Raw genomic sequence first — 18,674 nt, 5'->3', positions numbered from 1 at the left:
TCATCGGCGTCAGGGCCTCCTTGTCGCAGACGGCTCGGATCGACACACAGGGGACGGTCCCACCCGCACTTATCGGAAGGTTCTTCAGATGAAGAAGACGGCCATCGCCGCCGCCACCACGTTCGCCGCGCTCGGCTCGATGCTGATCGCTCCTGCGGCCCAGGCCGCCCCCTACCCGCGCAGCGTCGACACCGCGTGCGTCGCGGTCGCCGCCGACTCCAAGGTCGGCCCGGGCGACCGCGTCAAGGTCAAGTTCAAGTGGACCGCCGACGGCAACATCGTCCCCAAGGGCCGGGTGAAGTACACCGTCACCCGCGTGCGCACCGGCACGGTCGAGACGGGCACCTTCTGGAGCGGCGCCGCCAACCGGACCCAGAAGCGCTTCTTCCGCTTCAAGCGCACCGGCAACTATTACGTCGAGTTCCAGACCAAGGCCAAGGCCACCTCGATCTTCCGCAACTGCTCGGCGAGCACCGAGAAGATCAAGGTGCGCAAGAAGTTCTGATCCAGAGCTTCACAGGTTCGACAATCGATCTGCTGCCCACTGGCATCGCCGGTGGGCAGCAGCCATGATGGGGTAAGGGACTGTGGCGAGAACCACGCGTGAGCGCGCTGTCAGCGCCTCCCGGCGCCGGTGGCGCTGGGGGCTCGCGACGGCGCTCGCGGTGCTGGTCGCCGGCGCGCTCTGGTCCGGCTGGACGGTCTGGCAGGTGCAGCGCGACCTGAGCGCCGCTCGGTCGCAGGCCGTCGCGCTGCCCGCCGCGCTGGCCGGTAACGCCAACGGCGCCGCGGCGGTCGTCGACTCGCTGCAGTCGCATGCCAGTGCGGCCGCCGAGCGTACGTCGGGGCCCACGTGGCAGGTGCTCAGTGCGCTCCCGGCCCTCGGCGATGACTTCGACGCGACTGCCGCGGTCGCCCGCGCTGTCGACATCGTCGCCCGTGAAGGCGCCGGCCCGCTGGTCGACAGCGGGCTGAGCGCCGAGACGTTCGCCCCGCGGGGCGGCCGGATCCCGGTCGACCGGGTGGCGCGCGCAGCCGCGCCGCTGGCCGAGGCACGCGACGGCTTCGTCCGCGCGCAGGACGAGCTCGACGACATCCGCGTGGGCGGGCTGGTGCGCGAGCTCCGCCCGCAGCTCGAGGCCCTGATCCGCCAGGTCGACGAGGGCGTCGACACGCTCGACGGCGCGACCAGGGCGGCTGAGCTGCTGCCGGCGATGCTCGGACGCGACGGCGCCCGCGACTACCTCCTCGTCTTCCAGAACAACGCCGAGCCCCGCTCGCTCGGCGGCATGCCGGGCCTCATGGCCCCGCTGCGCGCCGACGAGGGCACCGTCACGCTCGGCAGGACCGTGGCGGCCAGCGAGTTCGGCGAGCTCGCCGAGCCGGTGTTGCCGCTGACCGAGCAGGAGCGTGCCATCTGGTTCGAGCAGCCGGGCACGTGGTTCCAGGACTCCGTCTTCATCCCCGACTTCGAGCGGGCGGGCGAGCTGATGGCCGCGCGGTGGAAGCTGGAGACCGGCCGGGACGTCGACGGGGTGCTGTCGGTCGACCCCGTCACCCTGTCCTACCTGGTCAAGGCCACTGGCCCACTCACGGTCGACGGCCGACGACTGACGAGCTCGAACTTCGTCGACGAGATCCTGCACGAGCCCTACCTGCGCTACGCGGACGACCCCGCCGCGGAGGACGCCTTCTTCGCCGAGGTGCTGACCTCGACGTTCGACCGGCTCCTCGACCCGCGGACCGACCCGTCCGCGCTGGTCGCCGCCCTCTCGCGGGGGGCCACCGAGGGTCGGCTGCTGGTGCACTCCACGATCGACGCGGAGCAGGATCGACTGGCCGGGACCCGCGTCGCCGGAGCCTTCCCGAGCGAGGACGGCGGCGCTGCCCAGGCCGGTGTCTACGTCAATGACGCGACCGGCTCCAAGATGGGCTACTTCCTCGACTACGACGCGCGCATCAGCAGCGTCTCCTGTGCCGCCGGTGAGATCGGCTTCAGCGGCCAGCTCCGGATCCACTCGAGCGCCCCCTCCGACGCGGCATCGCTGCCGACGACGGTCACCGGGTCGGGGGAGTACGGCGTCGCGCGCGGTGACCACCTCAACGTCTTCGACCTCGTCGCACCGACCGGCGGCGAGATCACCGATGTTGTCGTCAACGGGGTGAAGTCGACCGGCACGAACCGCACCTTCGAAGGACGCCCGGTCGTCTCTGTGCCGATCCTGCTCGAGCCCGGCGACGTGGTGACCCTGACCTGGCGAGCGACCTCCGGCGCCGGGCACACCGGCGGGGTCGAGCTCATCAGCACGCCAGGGGTGCAGCGCGGAGGAGGCAAGCAGTTCGTGCCGGCCCCGTGCGGCGGAGCGGAGGGGCGATGACGAGCGCTCGAGTTCTCCCCGTTTTCAACGACGGACGTGCGCGAACTTCGCGCGAGACGATGCTGCGTCAGGGGCAACTTGACTTAGGATGGGCCGTGGGTGTTCTCGGCGAACAAGGCCTTTCTGCCTCTTGGAGGCGCTTGACACATGTGGGGACATGTCGATGACTGTGCTGGGGATCGAGTCTGCTGTGCGCGGACGCAGGACGGCGATGCTGATGGCGCTCGACGCGCTGGCGCTCGCCGCCGCCTACCTCTTCGGCGTCGTGGTGCGCTACGACGTGGTGACGGCCGACCTGTTGCGCAACGCTGCCTTCGTGGCCGCCGTGGCGATCGGACTGCACTGGCTCTTCGGGATGCTGGGCCGGGTCTACCTCGGGCGGGTCGGTGTCGCGACCAACGAGGAGACGCTGGTGCTCAGTGCGGCAGCGTTCGCTGCCGGTGCGGTTGTCTTCGTCGCCAATGCCTGGGTCGACCCGCACTGGGTCGCCCGCAGCCTGCCGGTGACCGCGACCTTCCTCGCCCTGTCCGCCATGGTCGTAGCTCGCGCTGGCTGGCGACGCCTCACGCTGCGTCTAGGCCTTCTCGCGACGGTGGAAGGTCAACCGGCCCTCGTCGTGGGTGCGGGTGCCAGCGGCGCTCGGCTCGTGCACTCGATGCGCTCCCACCCCGAGGCGGGCCTGCGGCCGGTGGGCTTCCTCGACGACGACCCGTGGATGCGCAAGCGCCGCCATTTCGGCGTCCCCGTGCTGGGCACCGTCGCCGACCTCGAGCGCGTCGTGCGGGCCACGGGTGCGACCACGGTCGTCGTGGCGATCCCCAGCGCCAGCAAGGAGCTCATCAAGGCCGTCGTCGACTGCTCCACCGAGCTCGGCATCACCACCAAGGTGCTGCCGTCCTTCGCCGAGACCTTCGCTAGCAAGGCCGACGTGCGCGACGTGCGCGACGTCGACATGCGTGACCTCCTCGGCCGCGCGGCCATCGACACCGACCTCGCCTCGATCGCCGGCTACGTCACCGGCAAGCGGGTGCTCGTCACCGGTGCCGGCGGGTCGATCGGTTCCGAGCTCTGCCGCCAGCTGCACCGCTTCAGCCCCGCCGAGCTGATCATGCTCGACCGCGACGAGTCGGCGCTGCACGGCGTGCAGCTCTCGATCCACGGACGTGCCTTGCTCGACAGCCCCGACGTGGTGCTCAACGACATCCGCGACGAGGGCGCCCTGCGGCGCGTCTTCGAGGACCGCCGCCCCGAGGTCGTCTTCCACGCCGCGGCGCTGAAGCACCTCCCGATGCTCGAGCAATATCCCCACGAGGCGATGAAGACCAACGTGCTCGGCACGGCCAACGTGCTCGAGGCTGCCAACGCTGTCGGCGTGACCACCTTCGTCAACATCTCCACCGACAAGGCCGCGGACCCGACCAGCGTCCTGGGCTACTCCAAGCGCGCCGCCGAGCGGCTCACCGCCGACATGGCTCGTCGCGCGGAGGGCGCCTACCTCAGTGTGCGCTTCGGCAACGTCCTCGGCTCGCGCGGGTCGGTGCTCCACACCTTCACCGCGCAGATCGAGGCGGGAGGGCCCGTGACCGTGGTCCACCCCGAGGTCACCCGCTACTTCATGACGGTGGAGGAGGCGGTGCAGCTCGTCATCCAGGCCGGGGCGATCGGTGAGGACGGCGAGGTGATGATTCTCGACATGGGCCAGCCCGTGAAGATCGTCGACATGGCCCAGCAGCTCATCGCGATGTCGGGCAAGAACATCGAGATCGTCTACACCGGGCTGCGCGACGGGGAGAAGCTGCACGAGGAGCTCTTCGGCTCCGCCGAGAGCGACGAGCGCTCGAAGCACCCGCTCGTCTCCCACGCGCACGTGGAGCCGCTTTCGTCGAAGGTCGTGCGCTCCTTCGACGTCACCGAGCACCACCACCTCGGGTTGCTTCAGGCCTTCGAGGACTGGGTGCACGGGTCCGAGTCGGAGCTGGTAGGAGCCCACGGCTACGGCCACGAGCATGGAGAAGCATCGTGACTGTCGACGTCGAGACCGGCTCGCGCATCCTCCTCTCGCCGCCTGACGTGGGTGAGCTCGAGCAGGAGTACGTCATGCGTGCGATGCGCTCGGGCTGGGTGGCACCGGCGGGTCCTGACCTGGACGCCTTCGAGGCCGACGTCGCCGACCGGGTCGCCGTCGCCCACGCAGTCGGGCTGGCGTCCGGAACGGCAGCCCTCCACCTTGCCCTGGTGTCGTGGGGCGTCGGCCTCGGCGACGTCGTGCCCGTCTCGACGTTCACGTTCGCCGCGACGGTCAACGCGATTCGCTACGTCGGCGCCGAGCCCTTCTTCGTCGACTGCGACGAGACCGGCAACATGAGTCCCGAGCTGCTGCAGCGAGCAGTCGACCAGCTCCGCGCTGCGGGACGAAGCGTCCCCGCGATCGTGCCGGTCGACATGCTCGGCAAGTGCGTCGACTACGCCGCCATCGGCGAGATCGCCACTGGAGCGGGCGCCCGCCTGCTGTGCGACGCCGCAGAGTCGTTTGGTGCGACTTACCGGGGACGAGCAGCCGGCTCATTCGGGGACGCGTCAGTGGTCTCGTTCAACGGCAACAAGATGATGACGACGTCGGGCGGCGGCATGCTTCTGACCGACGACGCCGCTCTCGCCCAGCACGTCAGGAAGCTCTCCACGCAGGCGCGCGAACCGGTGCCGCACTATGAGCACACCGAGATCGGCTACAACTACCGCCTGTCCAACATCCTTGCGGCGCTAGGTCGCGCCCAGCTTGTTCGCTTGGACGACATGCTCAAGCGGCGCCGAGCGTGGCGTGAGCGCTACCGCGCGCTCTTCGCCGACCAGCCGGGCGTATCCATTCTCGGAGGTGCTGACGACGCTGGAGACAACTGCTGGTTGACCGCGATCGTGGTCGACCCCGCCGTGTCGGCGTGGTCAGCGGATGAGCTCAGCGCTGCGCTTGACCGGGTCAACGTCGAGACGAGGCCGGTCTGGAAGCCCATGCACCTCCAGCCGGTGTCCAAAGGCCTGCACGGCGTGCTCGATGGGACCTCTGAGCGCATCTTCGAGCGGGGGCTGACGCTTCCCGCCGGTTCCGTGCTGTCGGACGGGGAGTTCAAGCGCATCGAGCGAGCCATCCTGGGGGTGACCGCTGCGTGACGCCCTACGACCCCGTCAAGCGCTTCATCGACGTGGTGGTGGGATCAGCAGCGCTGGTCCTGTCTGCCCCGATGCAACTCGTGCTTGCCGTCCTCGTGCGGCAAAAGCTCGGTTCGCCCGTTCTCTTCCGTCAAGCGCGACCCGGCAAGGACGGTGAGATCTTTGAGCTGGCCAAGTTCCGCACGATGCTTGAGCCGGACGAGTCGCGAGGTCTCGTCACGGACGAGCAGCGGTTGACGCGCTTCGGTGCCTTCCTCCGCTCCACCAGCCTCGACGAGCTGCCGACGCTGTGGCACGTGGTCCGCGGCGACATGAGCCTGGTCGGACCGCGGCCCCTGCTGGTGCGGTACCTCGATCGCTACACGCCCGAGCAGGCGCGCCGCCATGAGGTTCGCCCGGGCGTGACCGGGCTTGCGCAGGTGAATGGCCGCAACGCCATCACGTGGGACGAGAAGTTCGCCAAGGACCTCGAGTACGTCAAGGACCGCAACCTTCTGCTTGACCTGAAGATCATCTGGCGGACCATGGCTCAGGTGGCTCGTCGTGACGGAATCTCCGCCAGCGGCAATGTGACCATGCCTGAATTCATGGGGCCGACGCGTGGCTGATGACCTGATCATCGTCGGAGCCGGTGGCTTCGGACGAGAGACCGTTGATGTGGTGGAGGCGATCAACGCCGCTGCCGCCGTTCCGTCATGGCACCTTCTTGGGCTCGTTGACGACGCCCTGACCGAGTCAAACGCCCGGCGCCTCCGCGCTCGCGGGTTGCGCCACTTGGGATCCCTTGAGGACCTGCTCGCGCTCGAGGCACGCCCTCGATACGTCGTAGGCATCGGATCTCCCTTGGTGCGGCGACGCATCGCCGAGCGTCTCGACGCCGCTGGCTTCTCAGCGGTGACGCTCACCCACCCGCAGGCGACGATCGGCTCCGAGGTCACAATCGGATCAGGAACCGTGGTCTGCGCCGGCGCCCGGGTGACCACCAACATCCGGCTGGGAAAGCACGTCCACCTCAATCCCAACGCCACAGTGGGGCACGACACCGTCCTGGGCGATTTCGTCAGCATGAATCCTGCGTCGTCGGTCTCAGGCGATTGTGTGGTTGAAGACGAGGTGCTGATCGGTGTGGGTGGTGTCGTACTCAATCAGCTCACCGTGGGCGCCGCGGCCGTCATCGGAGGCAGCGCGTGCGTGGTGCGGGATGTCCCGCCTGGGGCAGTGATGGTTGGCGTTCCGGCACGACCCATGGAGGTAAACCTGTGAAGCGCATCATGGTCATCTACGGAACCAGGCCGGAGGCGATCAAAGTCGCCCCCTTGATCAAGGGGCTGGAAGGCCATTCGAGCTTTGAGGTGCTCGTGGCCGTGACCGGACAGCATCGCGAGATGCTCGATCAGGTCAATGACCTGTTCGGAATCGTGCCCAAGCACGATCTCGACCTCATGCAGGCCGGCGCGACCCTAGCTGAGCTGTCTTCTCGGGCGCTCGCTGCCGTTGCGCCCGTCCTCGAGGCGGAGCGGCCAGATGCAGTTATCGTTCAGGGAGACACGTCGACGGCCTTCATCGCCGGACTCGCCGCGTTCTATCAGCGGATTCCAGTCGTGCACCTCGAGGCAGGATTGCGGACGTGGAGCCTGAGCTCGCCATTCCCCGAGGAGGGCAACCGTCAGCTTCTCGGTCGCATCGCCGACCTGCACCTGGCTCCGACCTCGACTTCGCGAGCCAACCTCGAGAGTGAAGGTGTCGCCGCGGACAACATCGCCGTTACGGGCAACACCGTAATTGATGCTCTCTTCGAGACCATCGCGGTTCCTGTGTCGCTAAGGGACGAACACGCTCGCGGAGTCGTTGAGAGTTCGGATCCTTATGTCCTGGTAACGGCTCACCGTCGCGAGTCGTGGGGTGATCCCATGCAGGAGGCGATGACCGCTGTAGGTGAGGCCGCCTTGGCGAACCCGGACGTGCGGTGGTTGGTCCCCATGCACCGCAACCCTGTCGTCCGCGAGGTGGTGCGCGGCGCGCTCGGTCACCTTCCCCAGGTCGCATTGTGTGAGCCGCTGGATTATCACGAGTTCTGCCATGCCATGAAGGGGGCTCGCTTCGTCCTCACCGACTCTGGCGGTGTTCAGGAAGAGGCTCCCAGCCTCGGCAAGCCCGTCATCGTGATGCGCGACAACACGGAGCGACCGGAAGCTGTGGATGCTGGCACTGTTCGTCTTGTCGGCACCGATAAGTCAGACGTAGGTATGTGGCTGAACCGCCTACTGAACGACGAGTCGATATACGACGAAATGGCTAACGCAGTCAATCCATACGGCGACGGCAGAGCTACTGAGCGCAGTATCGCGGCGCTAGAGGACTTCTTCAAGATCGGCAGCCGCCTGCCCGACTTTGGGCACGGCGTGAAAGGAACGGAATGAGCGAGACCCCTTGGACCGGTGATGTCGCGGTGATCGGCCTCGGCTACATTGGGCTGCCCACGAGCGCTGCCTTGGCCATGCACGGAGTCAAGGTAATGGGTGTAGACATCAACGCGCGTACGGTCGCGGCTGTTCAAGCCGGTCAAGTGCCTATTGTGGAGCCCGATCTCGATGTTGCGGTAGCAGGTGCGGTTGCTCGCGGGACGCTAACAGCATCGACCGAGGTGCCCCAGGCAGACGCCTTCATGATCGCGGTGCCGACTCCATTTCAGGATGGATATGAGCCGGATCTCTCCTACGTGAAGGCAGCAACCCAAGCCATAGCGCCGCAGTTGCGGGGTGGTGAAATAGTCATTCTCGAGTCGACATCGCCGCCTGGGACGACACTTAAAATCAGTGAGTGGCTTGCAGCTGCTCGGCCTGACCTGACTTTTCCTCATCAGGATGCCGAGCACCCCAGCGTGAACGTGGCTCACTGTCCTGAGCGCGTTCTTCCCGGGCGCATCATGGTCGAGATCGTGGCCAATGACCGCGTGGTCGGCGGCATCACCCCGGGCTGCGCGGCTCGCGCGGCCGAGGTTTACGAGGTGTTCTGCAAGGGGCAAATCGTCCTCACTGATGCGGCCAGCGCAGAAATGGCCAAGCTCGTCGAGAACAGCTTTCGCGACGTGAACATCGCGTTTGCCAACGAGCTCGCCCACATATGCGAGCATCTCGACCTCGACGTGTGGGAGATCATCTCGCTTGCGAACCACCACCCCCGGGTGAACGTGCTGAACCCCGGCCCCGGGGTCGGCGGTCACTGCATTGCCGTTGACCCGTGGTTCATCGTCGCCGCGGCCCCTGAGCACGCCCAACTGATCCGCAAAGCCAGGGAGGTCAACGACGCGCGTCCGGGCGAGGTCGTGCAGCGAGTGCGCGGACTCATGGCGCCAAACGAGAAGCCGGTTGCGTTGCTAGGCCTCGCGTTCAAGGCCGACATCGACGATCTACGGGAATCGCCGGCAGTCGAGATCGTGAAGGAACTTGCCGCGGCCGAGCCCAATCGCCGGTTGCTTGTTGTGGAGCCGCACGTCGACTTCCTTCCGCTGGAACTCTCCGCAATTAAGAATGTGGAGCTCACCGCGCTAGGTACAGCTCTCGCGGAGTCTGAGGTTGTGGCGCTCCTGGTCGACCACAGACGCTTCAGCGATCTGCCTGCCGAGGCACTCGCGAACAAATCGGTGCTCGACACACGAGGGGCTTGGCGCGGCCGCGCATGAGCCGACCAATACGAAGGCAGGAGTGATCGTGGGCCCGCCGTCCTCGCCCATTACGCACGCAGCAACTCGCGTTCTGCGCGACATCAGGGCGCTGGGAGCGTCAGCGCCTCTACGCGCCATGTACGAGACTTCGAAGCGGACGAACCTCCACAGTTTGCTCTTCCGAGCGATTGACCCGGAAGCGGTGCCATCGAGCGTTGCCCTACCGCTCGGCAACCAAGTTCCTGTTGGGGATGCTGCCCGTGCCCGGTGCCTCGACGATGCGAGACTCGTGCGAACTGAAGGCACCCGCGTCTTCGGAGACCGGGTCCGCACTGGCTCATTGGCGCCATGGAGCCTCGACCCGCTCACCGGCCAGCTATGGCCGCCGTCCACCCCCTGGTGGCGGATCGACATCCGAACGGATGCGCGCCTTTCTGACGTCAAGTTCGTTTGGGAGGCGGGTCGTCACCGCGATCTTGTCGTCTTGGCGAGGGCCGCTGTCCTGGATCCGGATGGTCCTTGGTTCGACCACTTGGTCGGGATGCTAGAACGATGGCTCGCGGAATGCCGTCCAGAACGAGGCGTTCACTGGTATTCGAGTCTTGAGTTAGCGCTACGCGCTATTGCCTGGGCGCAGGTCATCGCGCTTGTGGGGGATCGGTTCGATGGCGCGCTCCGCGCCCAACTGGACCATCAGTTGATGGCCAGCGCCCGTCACATCCTTGTGGAACTGCCATACACCGTGAGCAGTATGAAGAACAACCATCTCCTGGGCGACGGTCTTGGGCTCGTCGTCCTGGGGTCCATGTTCCCCGGCCCGGGCGAGCGCTGGCGGCGCATAGGTGACCGCTTGATGGTGGCGCAGTTGCGTCGTCACATGCGCCCGGACGGTTCGATGATCGAGGACTCCCTCTCCTATCACCGATTCGTGCTTGAGATGCTCTGCGTCCGGCAACTTATCGGTGACGCGCCGTGTGAGATATCCGAGGCGCTCGAGAAGGCGGGCCTTCATCTGGTGAAGCTGGGCGTCCTCGACGGCCCAGTGCCGCAGTTCGGTGATTGGGACGAGGGACGAGTTCTAGCGGACTCATCTAACGCGGGGTCAACGGTCGGCAGCACATTCGCTGCACTCGCCCTTTCCGGGTACGGCATCCCGGCTCGTCACTTCGACGAACACGACGAGCTCGCTTGGTACGTCACAGGTGTTGGCGAGAAAGTCGTTCCACGCTCAACCGAGACATCGGTCCGGGCGGGTGACTTCGTGCGCATTGATTGCGGCCAGCGCAGAGTCTGGATCAAGGCGGGCAGTGGACCGAGCCACCAGCACGCAGATGTGACGTCTGTCTGGATTCGGGACGGGACGAATTGGGTTACCCGGGATCCGGGCACCGGCACGTACAACGGCCCCTTGCATATCCGGAACGGCTTCCGCACGTCCGCGGCGCACCCCGTGTGGGTGCCGGCGGGCAGAGACCAACTGGAGCCGCACCGCGCCTTCCGGTGGTTGCGCTCGATCACCCCCTCCTCGTCCCGAGTCCAGCAGCTAGGCGACGCGACTGCGTTGCTCGCCGTCCACGACGCCTTCGCCGACGTACACGGTCGCGTAGCTCGTTTGGTGTTGTTGCACTCCGAGGGCGTGACCGTGGTAGACGCGGTGGAGCTTCCTGGCGGCACTTGGACGATGACTCTCCCTCTCGGCGACGAAGTGGGTGCTGAGGAGTTCTTTGGGTTGGAAGACGTCCAGCAGTTTCACGGTGAGGATGCTCCGTGGAGTGGCTGGCACAGTCGCACCTACGGCGCGTGGGAGGCATCAACCTGGCTCGTTGCTGCTGATCCACTCGACGGCCAGAAGAAGTGGGGCTACGGAGTACCTCTCGAGGTGGATGTGGAGTTCGGGTGGAAGCAGACGTCGGTCGAAGTGCGCCTAGCCCTCGGGGCGGAGCGGGTGCAAATCACGGCGGTAGGAGTATGTGAATGATCAAGAAGCAACTCGAGTCGCGCGTCCTGGTCTTGAACCACTTCGCTGCTCCACGCGGCCAGGCAGGAGGCACCCGGCACGTGGAACTGTTTGCCAGGCTCGAAGGCTGGCAGCACCTCATCATCGTCGCGGACAAGAATCACCTCACGGGCGATGTCGTCGCAGTTGAGCCGGGAGTGCTTCCAGTGAGTACCGTCAGTTACACGTCGAACGGCGTGCGCCGGATGCTCAACTGGGCGAGCTACGCGTGGAACGCCTTGCGGGAGGGACTACGTCAGAAGCGGGTCGACGTCGTCTATGCCTCCTCGCCGCACCTGCTGGCTGGATTGGCTGGTCTTGTGCTGGCCAAGTGGCGCCGCATCCCGTTTGTGCTAGAGATTCGTGACCTGTGGCCGCACATCTTGGTTCACATGGGTCAGATGAGTGATTCGAGCCCGGTGTACCGAGCTCTGACGGTGCTTGAGGAGCTGCTCTACGCCCAAGCTGACCGGATCGTCGTGATGGCTCCGGGTGTGGAGGCTGAACTGATCAGCCGCGGGATTCCCAGGGAAAAGATCGTCTACGTGCCCAACGGTGCCGACCCGGACGACTTCAAACCTTCAGCGCCTCGCGAGGTGCTGCGGGACCGCTACGGCTTTACCCGGCTAACAGCCGTTTACGCAGGAGCACACGGACCAGCGAATGGGCTCGACCTTGTACTGGACGCGGCCGAGCAGGTTGCTGATCTCCCGGTCGATGTGGTGTTGGTGGGGAACGGAGTAGCCAAGGCTGATCTGCAGGACACAGCTTCTAGACGTGGTTTGCACAACGTCAGGTTCATGAATCCAGTGCCAAAGACTGAGATTGGCGACGTGCTCGCAGCCGCGGATCTGGGGCTCCACGTGCTAGCGGACGTTGAGCTGTTTCGCACCGCTGTAAGCCCCAATAAGCTATTCGACTACATGGCCGCCGGGAAGCCGGTCCTGACTAACTCGCCAGGTCTGGTCGGGGATTGGGTCGAGCGTTCAGGCTGCGGCTGGGCTGTGGAGCCCGGCGACTTGGCGCTGGGGCTTCGGAGTTTCGCTCAAGCGGATCGCGCCCATCTTGACGCAATCGGCCATTCCGGACTGGCCTGGCTGCAGGTGCACCAATCTCGCTCTGCCATGGCCAAGCGGCTGGCTGACATGTTGGCCGAGGTGGCGTGTGCCTGAGGTCATCGTCTGGGGACGCCGCCCACCGCCGTTGGGGGGTGTCACCCGTTGCGTCCAGTCGCTTTCCGCAGCCCTCACGCGAGAGTCAGTCGATCACATCGTTGTTGACTGGCGTGAACGCTCTGCGCTGCGCGCGGCGTTAACGCAGCGCAAAGCAGTGCACGTGCACAACGTCTCCAGCGTGTTTCGCCTTCTGTTCGTTACGGCATCACGTCTTCTAAGCGGGGCCCACACGGTCGTCTACTTTCACAGCGGCACGCTAACTGTCCAAGTGGTTTCCCCGTTGCGTCGAGTGATCGCTCGAATTGGATTCTCACTGGCACATGAGACTTGGGCGACGAACGCTGACCTGGCCGAGCTGATCGACTCCTTGGGTGGAAGTTCCACGCAAGTCGTGTCGCCCTACTCGTCCGCTGTCGCCGACAGCTCATCCTCTGGCGCCGACAAGCGGCACCCTGCCTTGCATCGAGTTGAACGCGGAAAGAGCCCCGCAGTGGTCTTCTTCGTGGGTTACGGCATGGAGTTGTACGGCCTCGATTTCGTACTAGATCTGATGCGTGACGAGCGCCTGTCAGCCGTATCTTGGACGCTTATTACCTACGGCGACGAGCAATCGACCGTTACTACCTCCGAGCGCGCTCGTCAGGCGGGTGTGCACGTGCTCGTCAACCTTGACCCGGACGACATCCATACAGAGCTGGAGCGTCACGACGTGCTTCTGCGGGCGACCACCACCGACGGCGATGCCATGGTGGTGCGAGAAGCTCTAGATCTGGGGTTGCGTGTGGTTGCGAGTGATGTCGTCCCGCGACCTGCCGGTGTCGAACTCTGCTCCCTCAATCGCGAGGACGTGGTGCTGACGCTACTGTTTGGGGGAGTGGTGAGCGATGGCGCGGGACTGGGGGTCTCGGTAGCCGATCAGGTGATCCGCACGGTGCGGGCGGGCCGGGGTCGATGACTTTGATTGAGGAACAGCCATCGGTAGTGCGCGCCACCGCTTGGAGCACCTCCGGTGCCGTCGCCCGGATGATTCTGAATCTCGCTGGGATGGTCATCCTCGCCCGATTGGTGGCCCCCGAGTCATTTGGCCTGTTCGCCGTATCGTCGAGCTTGGTGCTGATCGTCGCGTACTTGTCTGAGATAGGCAGTTCCTGGGCTCTTGTTCAACATAAGGCGATTCGAGCCGAACATGTTGGCAGCGCCTTGATTCTGGCCCTGGGTGCAGCCGCGGCCTTGAGCTCAACGCTGGCTATCACCGCGGGAGGCGTCGCCCGCTTCATGCAGATGCCGGAGCTTCAAGAAGCGATCCTTGCCATGTGCCTAATCATCCCGGTACAGGCTGCCTCCGGCGTACCTCGCGCACTCTTGCGCAGGGCGATGAACTTCGGTCGGCTTGTCCGCGTCGACCTAGTGGCGGCGGGAACCGGTTTAGTGTGTGGACTCACCCACGCATTATTGGCGCCGTCATACTGGTCCCTCGTGGTTCAGGCAATTGTGTACCAGCTAGTGCTCGCGGGCGGTCTCTGGACGAAATCGGCGCGCTCCGCTGTCGGGCGTCCCAGTCGACGCGGGTGCAGCGACCTTTTCGCCTTCGCTCGAGGGCAGACCTTGCACGAGGCGATGATGCTCGTCTCGAAGAACCTGGACACATTCCTCATCGCCCGCACATTGGGGGCCGGCCCGCTCGGCCTCTACAGTCGAGCGTTCGCGCTGATCTTCTCGCCTTTAGGTCAGGTCTATACGGCCGTGGGAAGCGTGGCCTTTAGTGCAATGTCGCGACATCAGAACGAGCGTTCCCAGATCCGTGCGGTCCATCGGAGGTTCCTGATCGCCTGCATCGCAGGCTTCTCCGTCCCTCTAATGGTGGTCTCCTCGTTCTCGGGTGAACTTGTTGCCGTGGTTCTCGGGGAGCCGTGGTCGGGGGCCGCGCCCCTACTTGGCGTACTTGCTGTGGCCGCCGCATTCCAAGTCATTTACGCAAACATGTTGTGGGTGCTGCAGGCGACGGCTCAACTACAGGCACAGATCCGAGCCGGCGCCTTGTTGACGGCCGTCAACGTCGGCGGGTTCGTCGTGGCTACCTACACCCAACAATTGATTCACTTCGGCATTGCGTACATTGGTGGCGCAGTTGCGGCCCTTATCTACGTTCTGCGTGCGCTTCTGCGCACTAACGGTCTTCCGTTTAGATTCTATGCGGGCGCCATCGGCTTGACCTTGATCAGCTGGCCGGTAGGTCAGTTGTTACATGCCGCATTGACATCATTGTACGACTCGCCACTGGCCGTGATTGCTGGATTATTGGGCCTGGCTGTGCTCGCTATCGTGCTAGCCGCCGCAAGCCTTCGAAGTCACGTGAATATCTTTCTGGCGCAACTTAGACCCAAGGAAGGCTAATATATGAGTAAGTTGGGACGATGGATTGCCTTCCTCGCGTATCATGGACTCTGTAGGGATCTTCCCCAGTCTGGCGCCCCGGGGGGAAAGATCTACAAAGCACTGCGGGCGGGGTCTGCGGCACCGTTACTCAGATCCTGTGGTTCGAGAGTGAACATAGAACACGGTGCCGACTTCGGTTGGGGGACTACTGTCAGTGTCGGAGATAACTCAGGTATCGGAATCGATGCGTGGATCCGAGCTGATCTCACCATCGGCGACAACGTCATGATGGGTCCTCAAGCCCTCATCTACGGCCGCGACCATGTCTTCGGCGACCTATCGAGGCCAATGAATCAACAGGGAATGGGCGAGTACGAGCCAATTGTCATCGAGGACGATGTATGGATCGGTGCACGCGTTACCATCCTGAAGGGGGTCACTATTGGTAGCGGCGCGGTGGTGGCCGCGGGGAGCGTCGTGACTAAGGACGTCGAGTCCAACTCGATTGTGGGTGGCAATCCTGCGAAGCAAATAAGCCGACGAGGTCCTGCATGAGGCTCGCGTTCATCAGTCACAACAGATGCGGACTGAATCCCGGCGGACTGCAGCGACAGATCCGCAGTACAAAGGAAGCGCTTGAGCGCATGGGCCATGATGTTGTGCTGTGGAATCCTTGGGACGGGGTCGAGCGTGGAGCCTACGACGTGGCGCACTTCTTCTCGGCCGACCACACATTGCTGCCAGTTCATGAGGCCTTCTCGGAGCACGGCATCCCAACCGTCCTTTCACCCGTTCTCGGCACCGGCACCCTCGGGTCGGTTGGGCAGCGGGTGCGGCGCAGCCTCGCACTTTCACGCTTCCCTCTTTATCAGGACCTTTCACGTGTCATCGCTTTGGTCCAGGAAGCCGACGTCGCCGTTGCTTTGCATGAAACTGAGCAAGCGCTCTTCGAATTGTACGGCCGCTCCAAAGCCGTAGTTCGGGTCCCCAACGGCGTGGCCGACGTGTTCCGCCACGGCCGTCCGGAGAATGGGCGTCTTCTTGCCGGCACCGATGATTACTACCTTCACGTGGGTCAGTTTTGGCCCAACAAGGGTCAACGTTGGCTGATCGACAACTGGGACGGCGTAGCTGCTGACCTCGTTCTCGTAGGCCAGGCTCCGGTCGGGCAGGCCGCTTATTACGGCGGATGCCAGGCGGCGGCTGAAGGGCGCCGAGTGAGATTCCTAGGTGGGTTCCCTCCTGACTCGATGGACCTCGCCGACCTTTACGCCGGAGCTCGTGCGCTCGTGCTGAACTCGCAGTCAGAGGTTGCTCCCATTGTGATCAATGAGGCCTTCGCGGCCAAGACTCCAGTCGTAATGCCAGAACATCTGGTTTCCGACAGAGATCGATCTCCGGATGCAACGTTCACCTACGGTAACCGGGAGTCGTTCCGTAAGGCGCTCGCTAACGTCGTGGGCACTCGAACGGAGCGACCGTGCACGACCTGGTCAGATGTTGCCGGGATGTTGGTCGAGCACTACGAGGCGATGAAAAGATGACAGCACGTCCAACCGCGGCCCTGCTGGCTCTGACTGGTCGTGACCCCGCTGACGCTATCGTGCAGGCGACGCTAGTGCAGCAATTGCAGGTGGCTGGCGTGACGCCTGAGCAGGTTCACGTTATGCACGTTGTAAAGGGGGACTCTCAACCCGCATGGTTCGTTTCGGTGGAGCGGCACGGCGGTGGGGGGCAACTGCGGCGGCACGCCGCGCTTCTGCGCAGTCTGGTTAACACGCTACGCGCGGCGCCCCCGAGGGCGATCTACGCACGCGATGCAATCACGATCCAAGTGGCGTTCGTAGCTCGGAGGATAGCTAGGCGCCACGTTCCGATCGTATTCGACTGCCGAGGGGACATCGTCGCTGAGGCCGAGCTACGCGGAACAACCCGGCCGAGGTTGGGCTTGCTGAGGCGGGTGCAGACTCGCGCCTGGCGCCGCGCCGATCGTGTGATGACCGTATCTAGTCGGTTGGCTTTGAGGATCGAGGAGGTGGCGTGCGGTGATGTGGTGGTCGTGCCCAACCTGCAGCCAAGGACACTCACCCCGGTCGAGTCGATGCCCGCTCGGCCCCTAGTGGTTTTCGCGGGAGGCGCACAGGCGTGGCAGGACTCGGATCGAGTTGTCGCTCAACTCGGGGTTCTAAGCTCGTGTGGGATCGACGTTGAGGTCGTCTCGGAGGACGCTGGACTGCGTGAGCGCGCGTCGAAGGCGGGTTTCGCATCCTCCGTTGGGGACCGCGCGCACGTGCTACGCAGATTGCAGGCTGCCACCGGTTCTTGGATGGTACGAGCCGATGCCGCTGCAAATTCAGTCGCGTCGCCGGTAAAGCTTGGCGAGGCGCTCGCTGCTGGTGCGATCGTCATCGGTTCCCGCGCCACCTGGGAGCACATGGACCGGCTCACGGCCGACGGGTTGGCTACCCAAGTCGCGGAGGATGGCAATCTCACCGAGTTGGCCGAGTTTCTCTACGAGGTTTGGCGAGAAGGCGGCGCTGGGCGCGAGCGCCGTCTCGCCACGGTTGGGAAGAACTGGACTCTTGCGGCGCACGGTGACCATCTTCGATGGTTCTTCGGCATCGATGGGGCAAGCTAGCGCGATGGAGAGCGTCGTGTTGCTCGTTGGAGCCCTCCTTATAGGAGCGGCACTGCTTCTTCACCCAAGCCCCCACGTTAGGGTAGGGATTCTACTTCTGACCCTACTGTCGGGAGCGTTGAGTTTCGTCGGCGTCTCCGGCGCATTAGGGGTCTTAGTCGTCGTATTCGTAGTGCGAGACGCAAATTCGATTCTTGAGACTTGGTCTCCCGCACGGCTCTTGTGGTGCCTCCTCGCGGCGGTTGCGATAATCGCGATCGAGCCGGGCATCTATGCGGTATCAGTGGCAGTTGGGATCCTGATCGCCATTTATCTGTCCGCTAGCATAAAGACGGGAGGCCTTGCGTGCGCGGCTTGGGGCGGATACCTGGGCGCTATGGCGTTCGCGCTTCGCAACCTTTCTGCGTCGGTCATAACCGTAGCCGACCAAGTGGATGGCGATGTTGCTTTGGTCAGTCGCCGCATTCTTCCCGGCCTCGACCCCAACGCGGCCGCTGCCATCTTACTAGTGGGGATCGCTTGTGGCGTCTACTTGGCCGCGCGTAACAAGGGTTCGCTCAGCGTGCTGATCACGCTCGGCGCTGGCGTCATGACATTGAGTATTGCGCTCATGGCGGCACGCTTCGCTATGTTGTCCGCTGCGATTAGCCTCGTTTTTCTTTGCCTTTCGATAGGCAACGTTTCCCGGAGGGCGGGATTTGTTCTTCTGGGTGTGACCGGGGTGTCCGCTGGCCTTCCACTGGTGACGGAGGGCGGCTCGTTGTCTCGATTTGCGGACCTATCAAACGACGCGGGATCAAGAACATCCATCTATGGCACCTGGTGGCGCTTGATTACCGATCATGGCCTCCTCTTTGGTGTCCCGAAGGAAGTCATCGCCGCACAGCCTGTCGCGCCACATAACGCGGTGCTTGAATCTCTAGCCCACTTTGGAGTTGTAGGCACGCTGATGCTGGCTCTCACGGCGACTTTCCTGCTATTGCCATTCCGCGGTGCAGGTTGGCAGTTGCGTATACCGGCCTTGGCTGTTCTTGGGCTGGGCATGATCGTCGGACTCTTGGCGCAATACACAGTCTGGATTGCCTTGGTGCTACTCAACGCTCAACGTCGGGCAGCCGTTCGGGAAGACACGCGTACTGGCGCAGAGGTCACCGAGCAGTCGCGGGCGCCCCGTTACGCGAGCCAGCCGTTCTCACGGAACTCATAGGAAACAGGGCGGGACGTTCAAACCGTCCCGATGCAATGGATGCCATCCCGGGGGCCTAGGCTGCTCATGTGCACA

The 18,674-nt window shown here is 64.3% G+C and carries 16 protein-coding genes; all 16 read left to right on the top strand.

The window, feature by feature from the left end; translation table 11 throughout:
* The first annotated feature begins 88 nt into the window (after positions 1-88).
* The 16 genes from CFI00_RS20835 (at position 89) to CFI00_RS20760 (ending at position 18,599) form a co-directional block, all read left to right on the top strand.
* Positions 89-505, top strand: a complete 417-nt coding sequence (locus CFI00_RS20835; RefSeq protein WP_207082869.1) for a hypothetical protein — start codon at positions 89-91, stop codon at positions 503-505.
* Between the two features lie 82 nt (positions 506-587).
* Positions 588-2,378, top strand: a complete 1,791-nt coding sequence (locus CFI00_RS20830) for a DUF4012 domain-containing protein (protein WP_207082868.1) — start codon at positions 588-590, stop codon at positions 2,376-2,378.
* 163 nt (positions 2,379-2,541) lie between these two features.
* A complete protein-coding gene (locus CFI00_RS20825) occupies positions 2,542-4,401 on the top strand; it encodes a nucleoside-diphosphate sugar epimerase/dehydratase (protein ID WP_242532543.1) in 1,860 nt (619 codons plus the stop codon).
* Positions 4,398-5,543, top strand: a complete 1,146-nt coding sequence (locus CFI00_RS20820; protein ID WP_207082867.1) for a DegT/DnrJ/EryC1/StrS family aminotransferase — start codon at positions 4,398-4,400, stop codon at positions 5,541-5,543. The genes CFI00_RS20825 and CFI00_RS20820 overlap by 4 nt, the downstream gene beginning before the upstream one ends.
* Positions 5,540-6,151, top strand: coding sequence for a sugar transferase (locus CFI00_RS20815; protein WP_207082866.1), 612 nt, complete (start codon positions 5,540-5,542; stop codon positions 6,149-6,151). Before CFI00_RS20820 ends, CFI00_RS20815 begins: the two co-directional genes overlap by 4 nt.
* On the top strand, positions 6,144-6,806 hold the full coding sequence (locus CFI00_RS20810) for an acetyltransferase (protein ID WP_207082865.1): 663 nt from the start codon (positions 6,144-6,146) through the stop codon (positions 6,804-6,806). Before CFI00_RS20815 ends, CFI00_RS20810 begins: the two co-directional genes overlap by 8 nt.
* Positions 6,803-7,963 (top strand): UDP-N-acetylglucosamine 2-epimerase (non-hydrolyzing), encoded by a 1,161-nt coding sequence (wecB, locus tag CFI00_RS20805; RefSeq protein ID WP_207082864.1) that lies wholly within the window; start codon positions 6,803-6,805, stop codon positions 7,961-7,963. The genes CFI00_RS20810 and wecB overlap by 4 nt, the downstream gene beginning before the upstream one ends.
* The gene (wecC, locus tag CFI00_RS20800; RefSeq protein WP_207082863.1) at positions 7,960-9,225 is read left to right on the top strand and encodes a UDP-N-acetyl-D-mannosamine dehydrogenase; all 1,266 of its coding nucleotides are present in this window, start codon (positions 7,960-7,962) and stop codon (positions 9,223-9,225) included. Before wecB ends, wecC begins: the two co-directional genes overlap by 4 nt.
* Positions 9,226-9,907: 682 nt before the next feature.
* Positions 9,908-11,185: a heparinase II/III family protein gene (locus CFI00_RS20795; protein WP_207082862.1), complete on the top strand. Its 1,278-nt coding sequence runs from the start codon at positions 9,908-9,910 to the stop codon at positions 11,183-11,185.
* Positions 11,182-12,375, top strand: coding sequence for a glycosyltransferase family 4 protein (locus CFI00_RS20790; protein WP_207082861.1), 1,194 nt, complete (start codon positions 11,182-11,184; stop codon positions 12,373-12,375). The genes CFI00_RS20795 and CFI00_RS20790 overlap by 4 nt, the downstream gene beginning before the upstream one ends.
* Positions 12,376-12,538: 163 nt before the next feature.
* A complete protein-coding gene (locus CFI00_RS20785; RefSeq protein ID WP_207082859.1) occupies positions 12,539-13,333 on the top strand; it encodes a glycosyltransferase in 795 nt (264 codons plus the stop codon).
* Entirely contained in the window at positions 13,330-14,772 is a 1,443-nt protein-coding gene (locus CFI00_RS20780) for an oligosaccharide flippase family protein (protein WP_207082858.1), read from the top strand. The genes CFI00_RS20785 and CFI00_RS20780 overlap by 4 nt, the downstream gene beginning before the upstream one ends.
* Positions 14,773-14,922: 150 nt before the next feature.
* On the top strand, positions 14,923-15,309 hold the full coding sequence (locus CFI00_RS20775; RefSeq protein ID WP_242532542.1) for an acyltransferase: 387 nt from the start codon (positions 14,923-14,925) through the stop codon (positions 15,307-15,309).
* Positions 15,306-16,298, top strand: a complete 993-nt coding sequence (locus CFI00_RS20770) for a glycosyltransferase family 4 protein (RefSeq protein WP_207082856.1) — start codon at positions 15,306-15,308, stop codon at positions 16,296-16,298. The genes CFI00_RS20775 and CFI00_RS20770 overlap by 4 nt, the downstream gene beginning before the upstream one ends.
* Positions 16,299-16,714: 416 nt before the next feature.
* Positions 16,715-17,392 (top strand): hypothetical protein, encoded by a 678-nt coding sequence (locus CFI00_RS20765; RefSeq protein WP_207082855.1) that lies wholly within the window; start codon positions 16,715-16,717, stop codon positions 17,390-17,392.
* A gap of 118 nt (positions 17,393-17,510) precedes the next feature.
* Positions 17,511-18,599 carry a hypothetical protein gene (locus CFI00_RS20760; RefSeq protein WP_207082854.1) on the top strand — a complete coding sequence of 363 codons (1,089 nt, stop codon included), beginning with the start codon at positions 17,511-17,513 and terminating at the stop codon, positions 18,597-18,599.
* Positions 18,600-18,674 lie beyond the last annotated feature (75 nt).

Source organism: Nocardioides sp. S5, assembly GCF_017310035.1.
Classification (GTDB): Bacteria; Actinomycetota; Actinomycetes; order Propionibacteriales; family Nocardioidaceae; genus Nocardioides.
The sequence above is the reverse complement of the archived record's forward strand: the minus strand, read 5'-3'. Positions and strand labels throughout refer to the sequence as shown.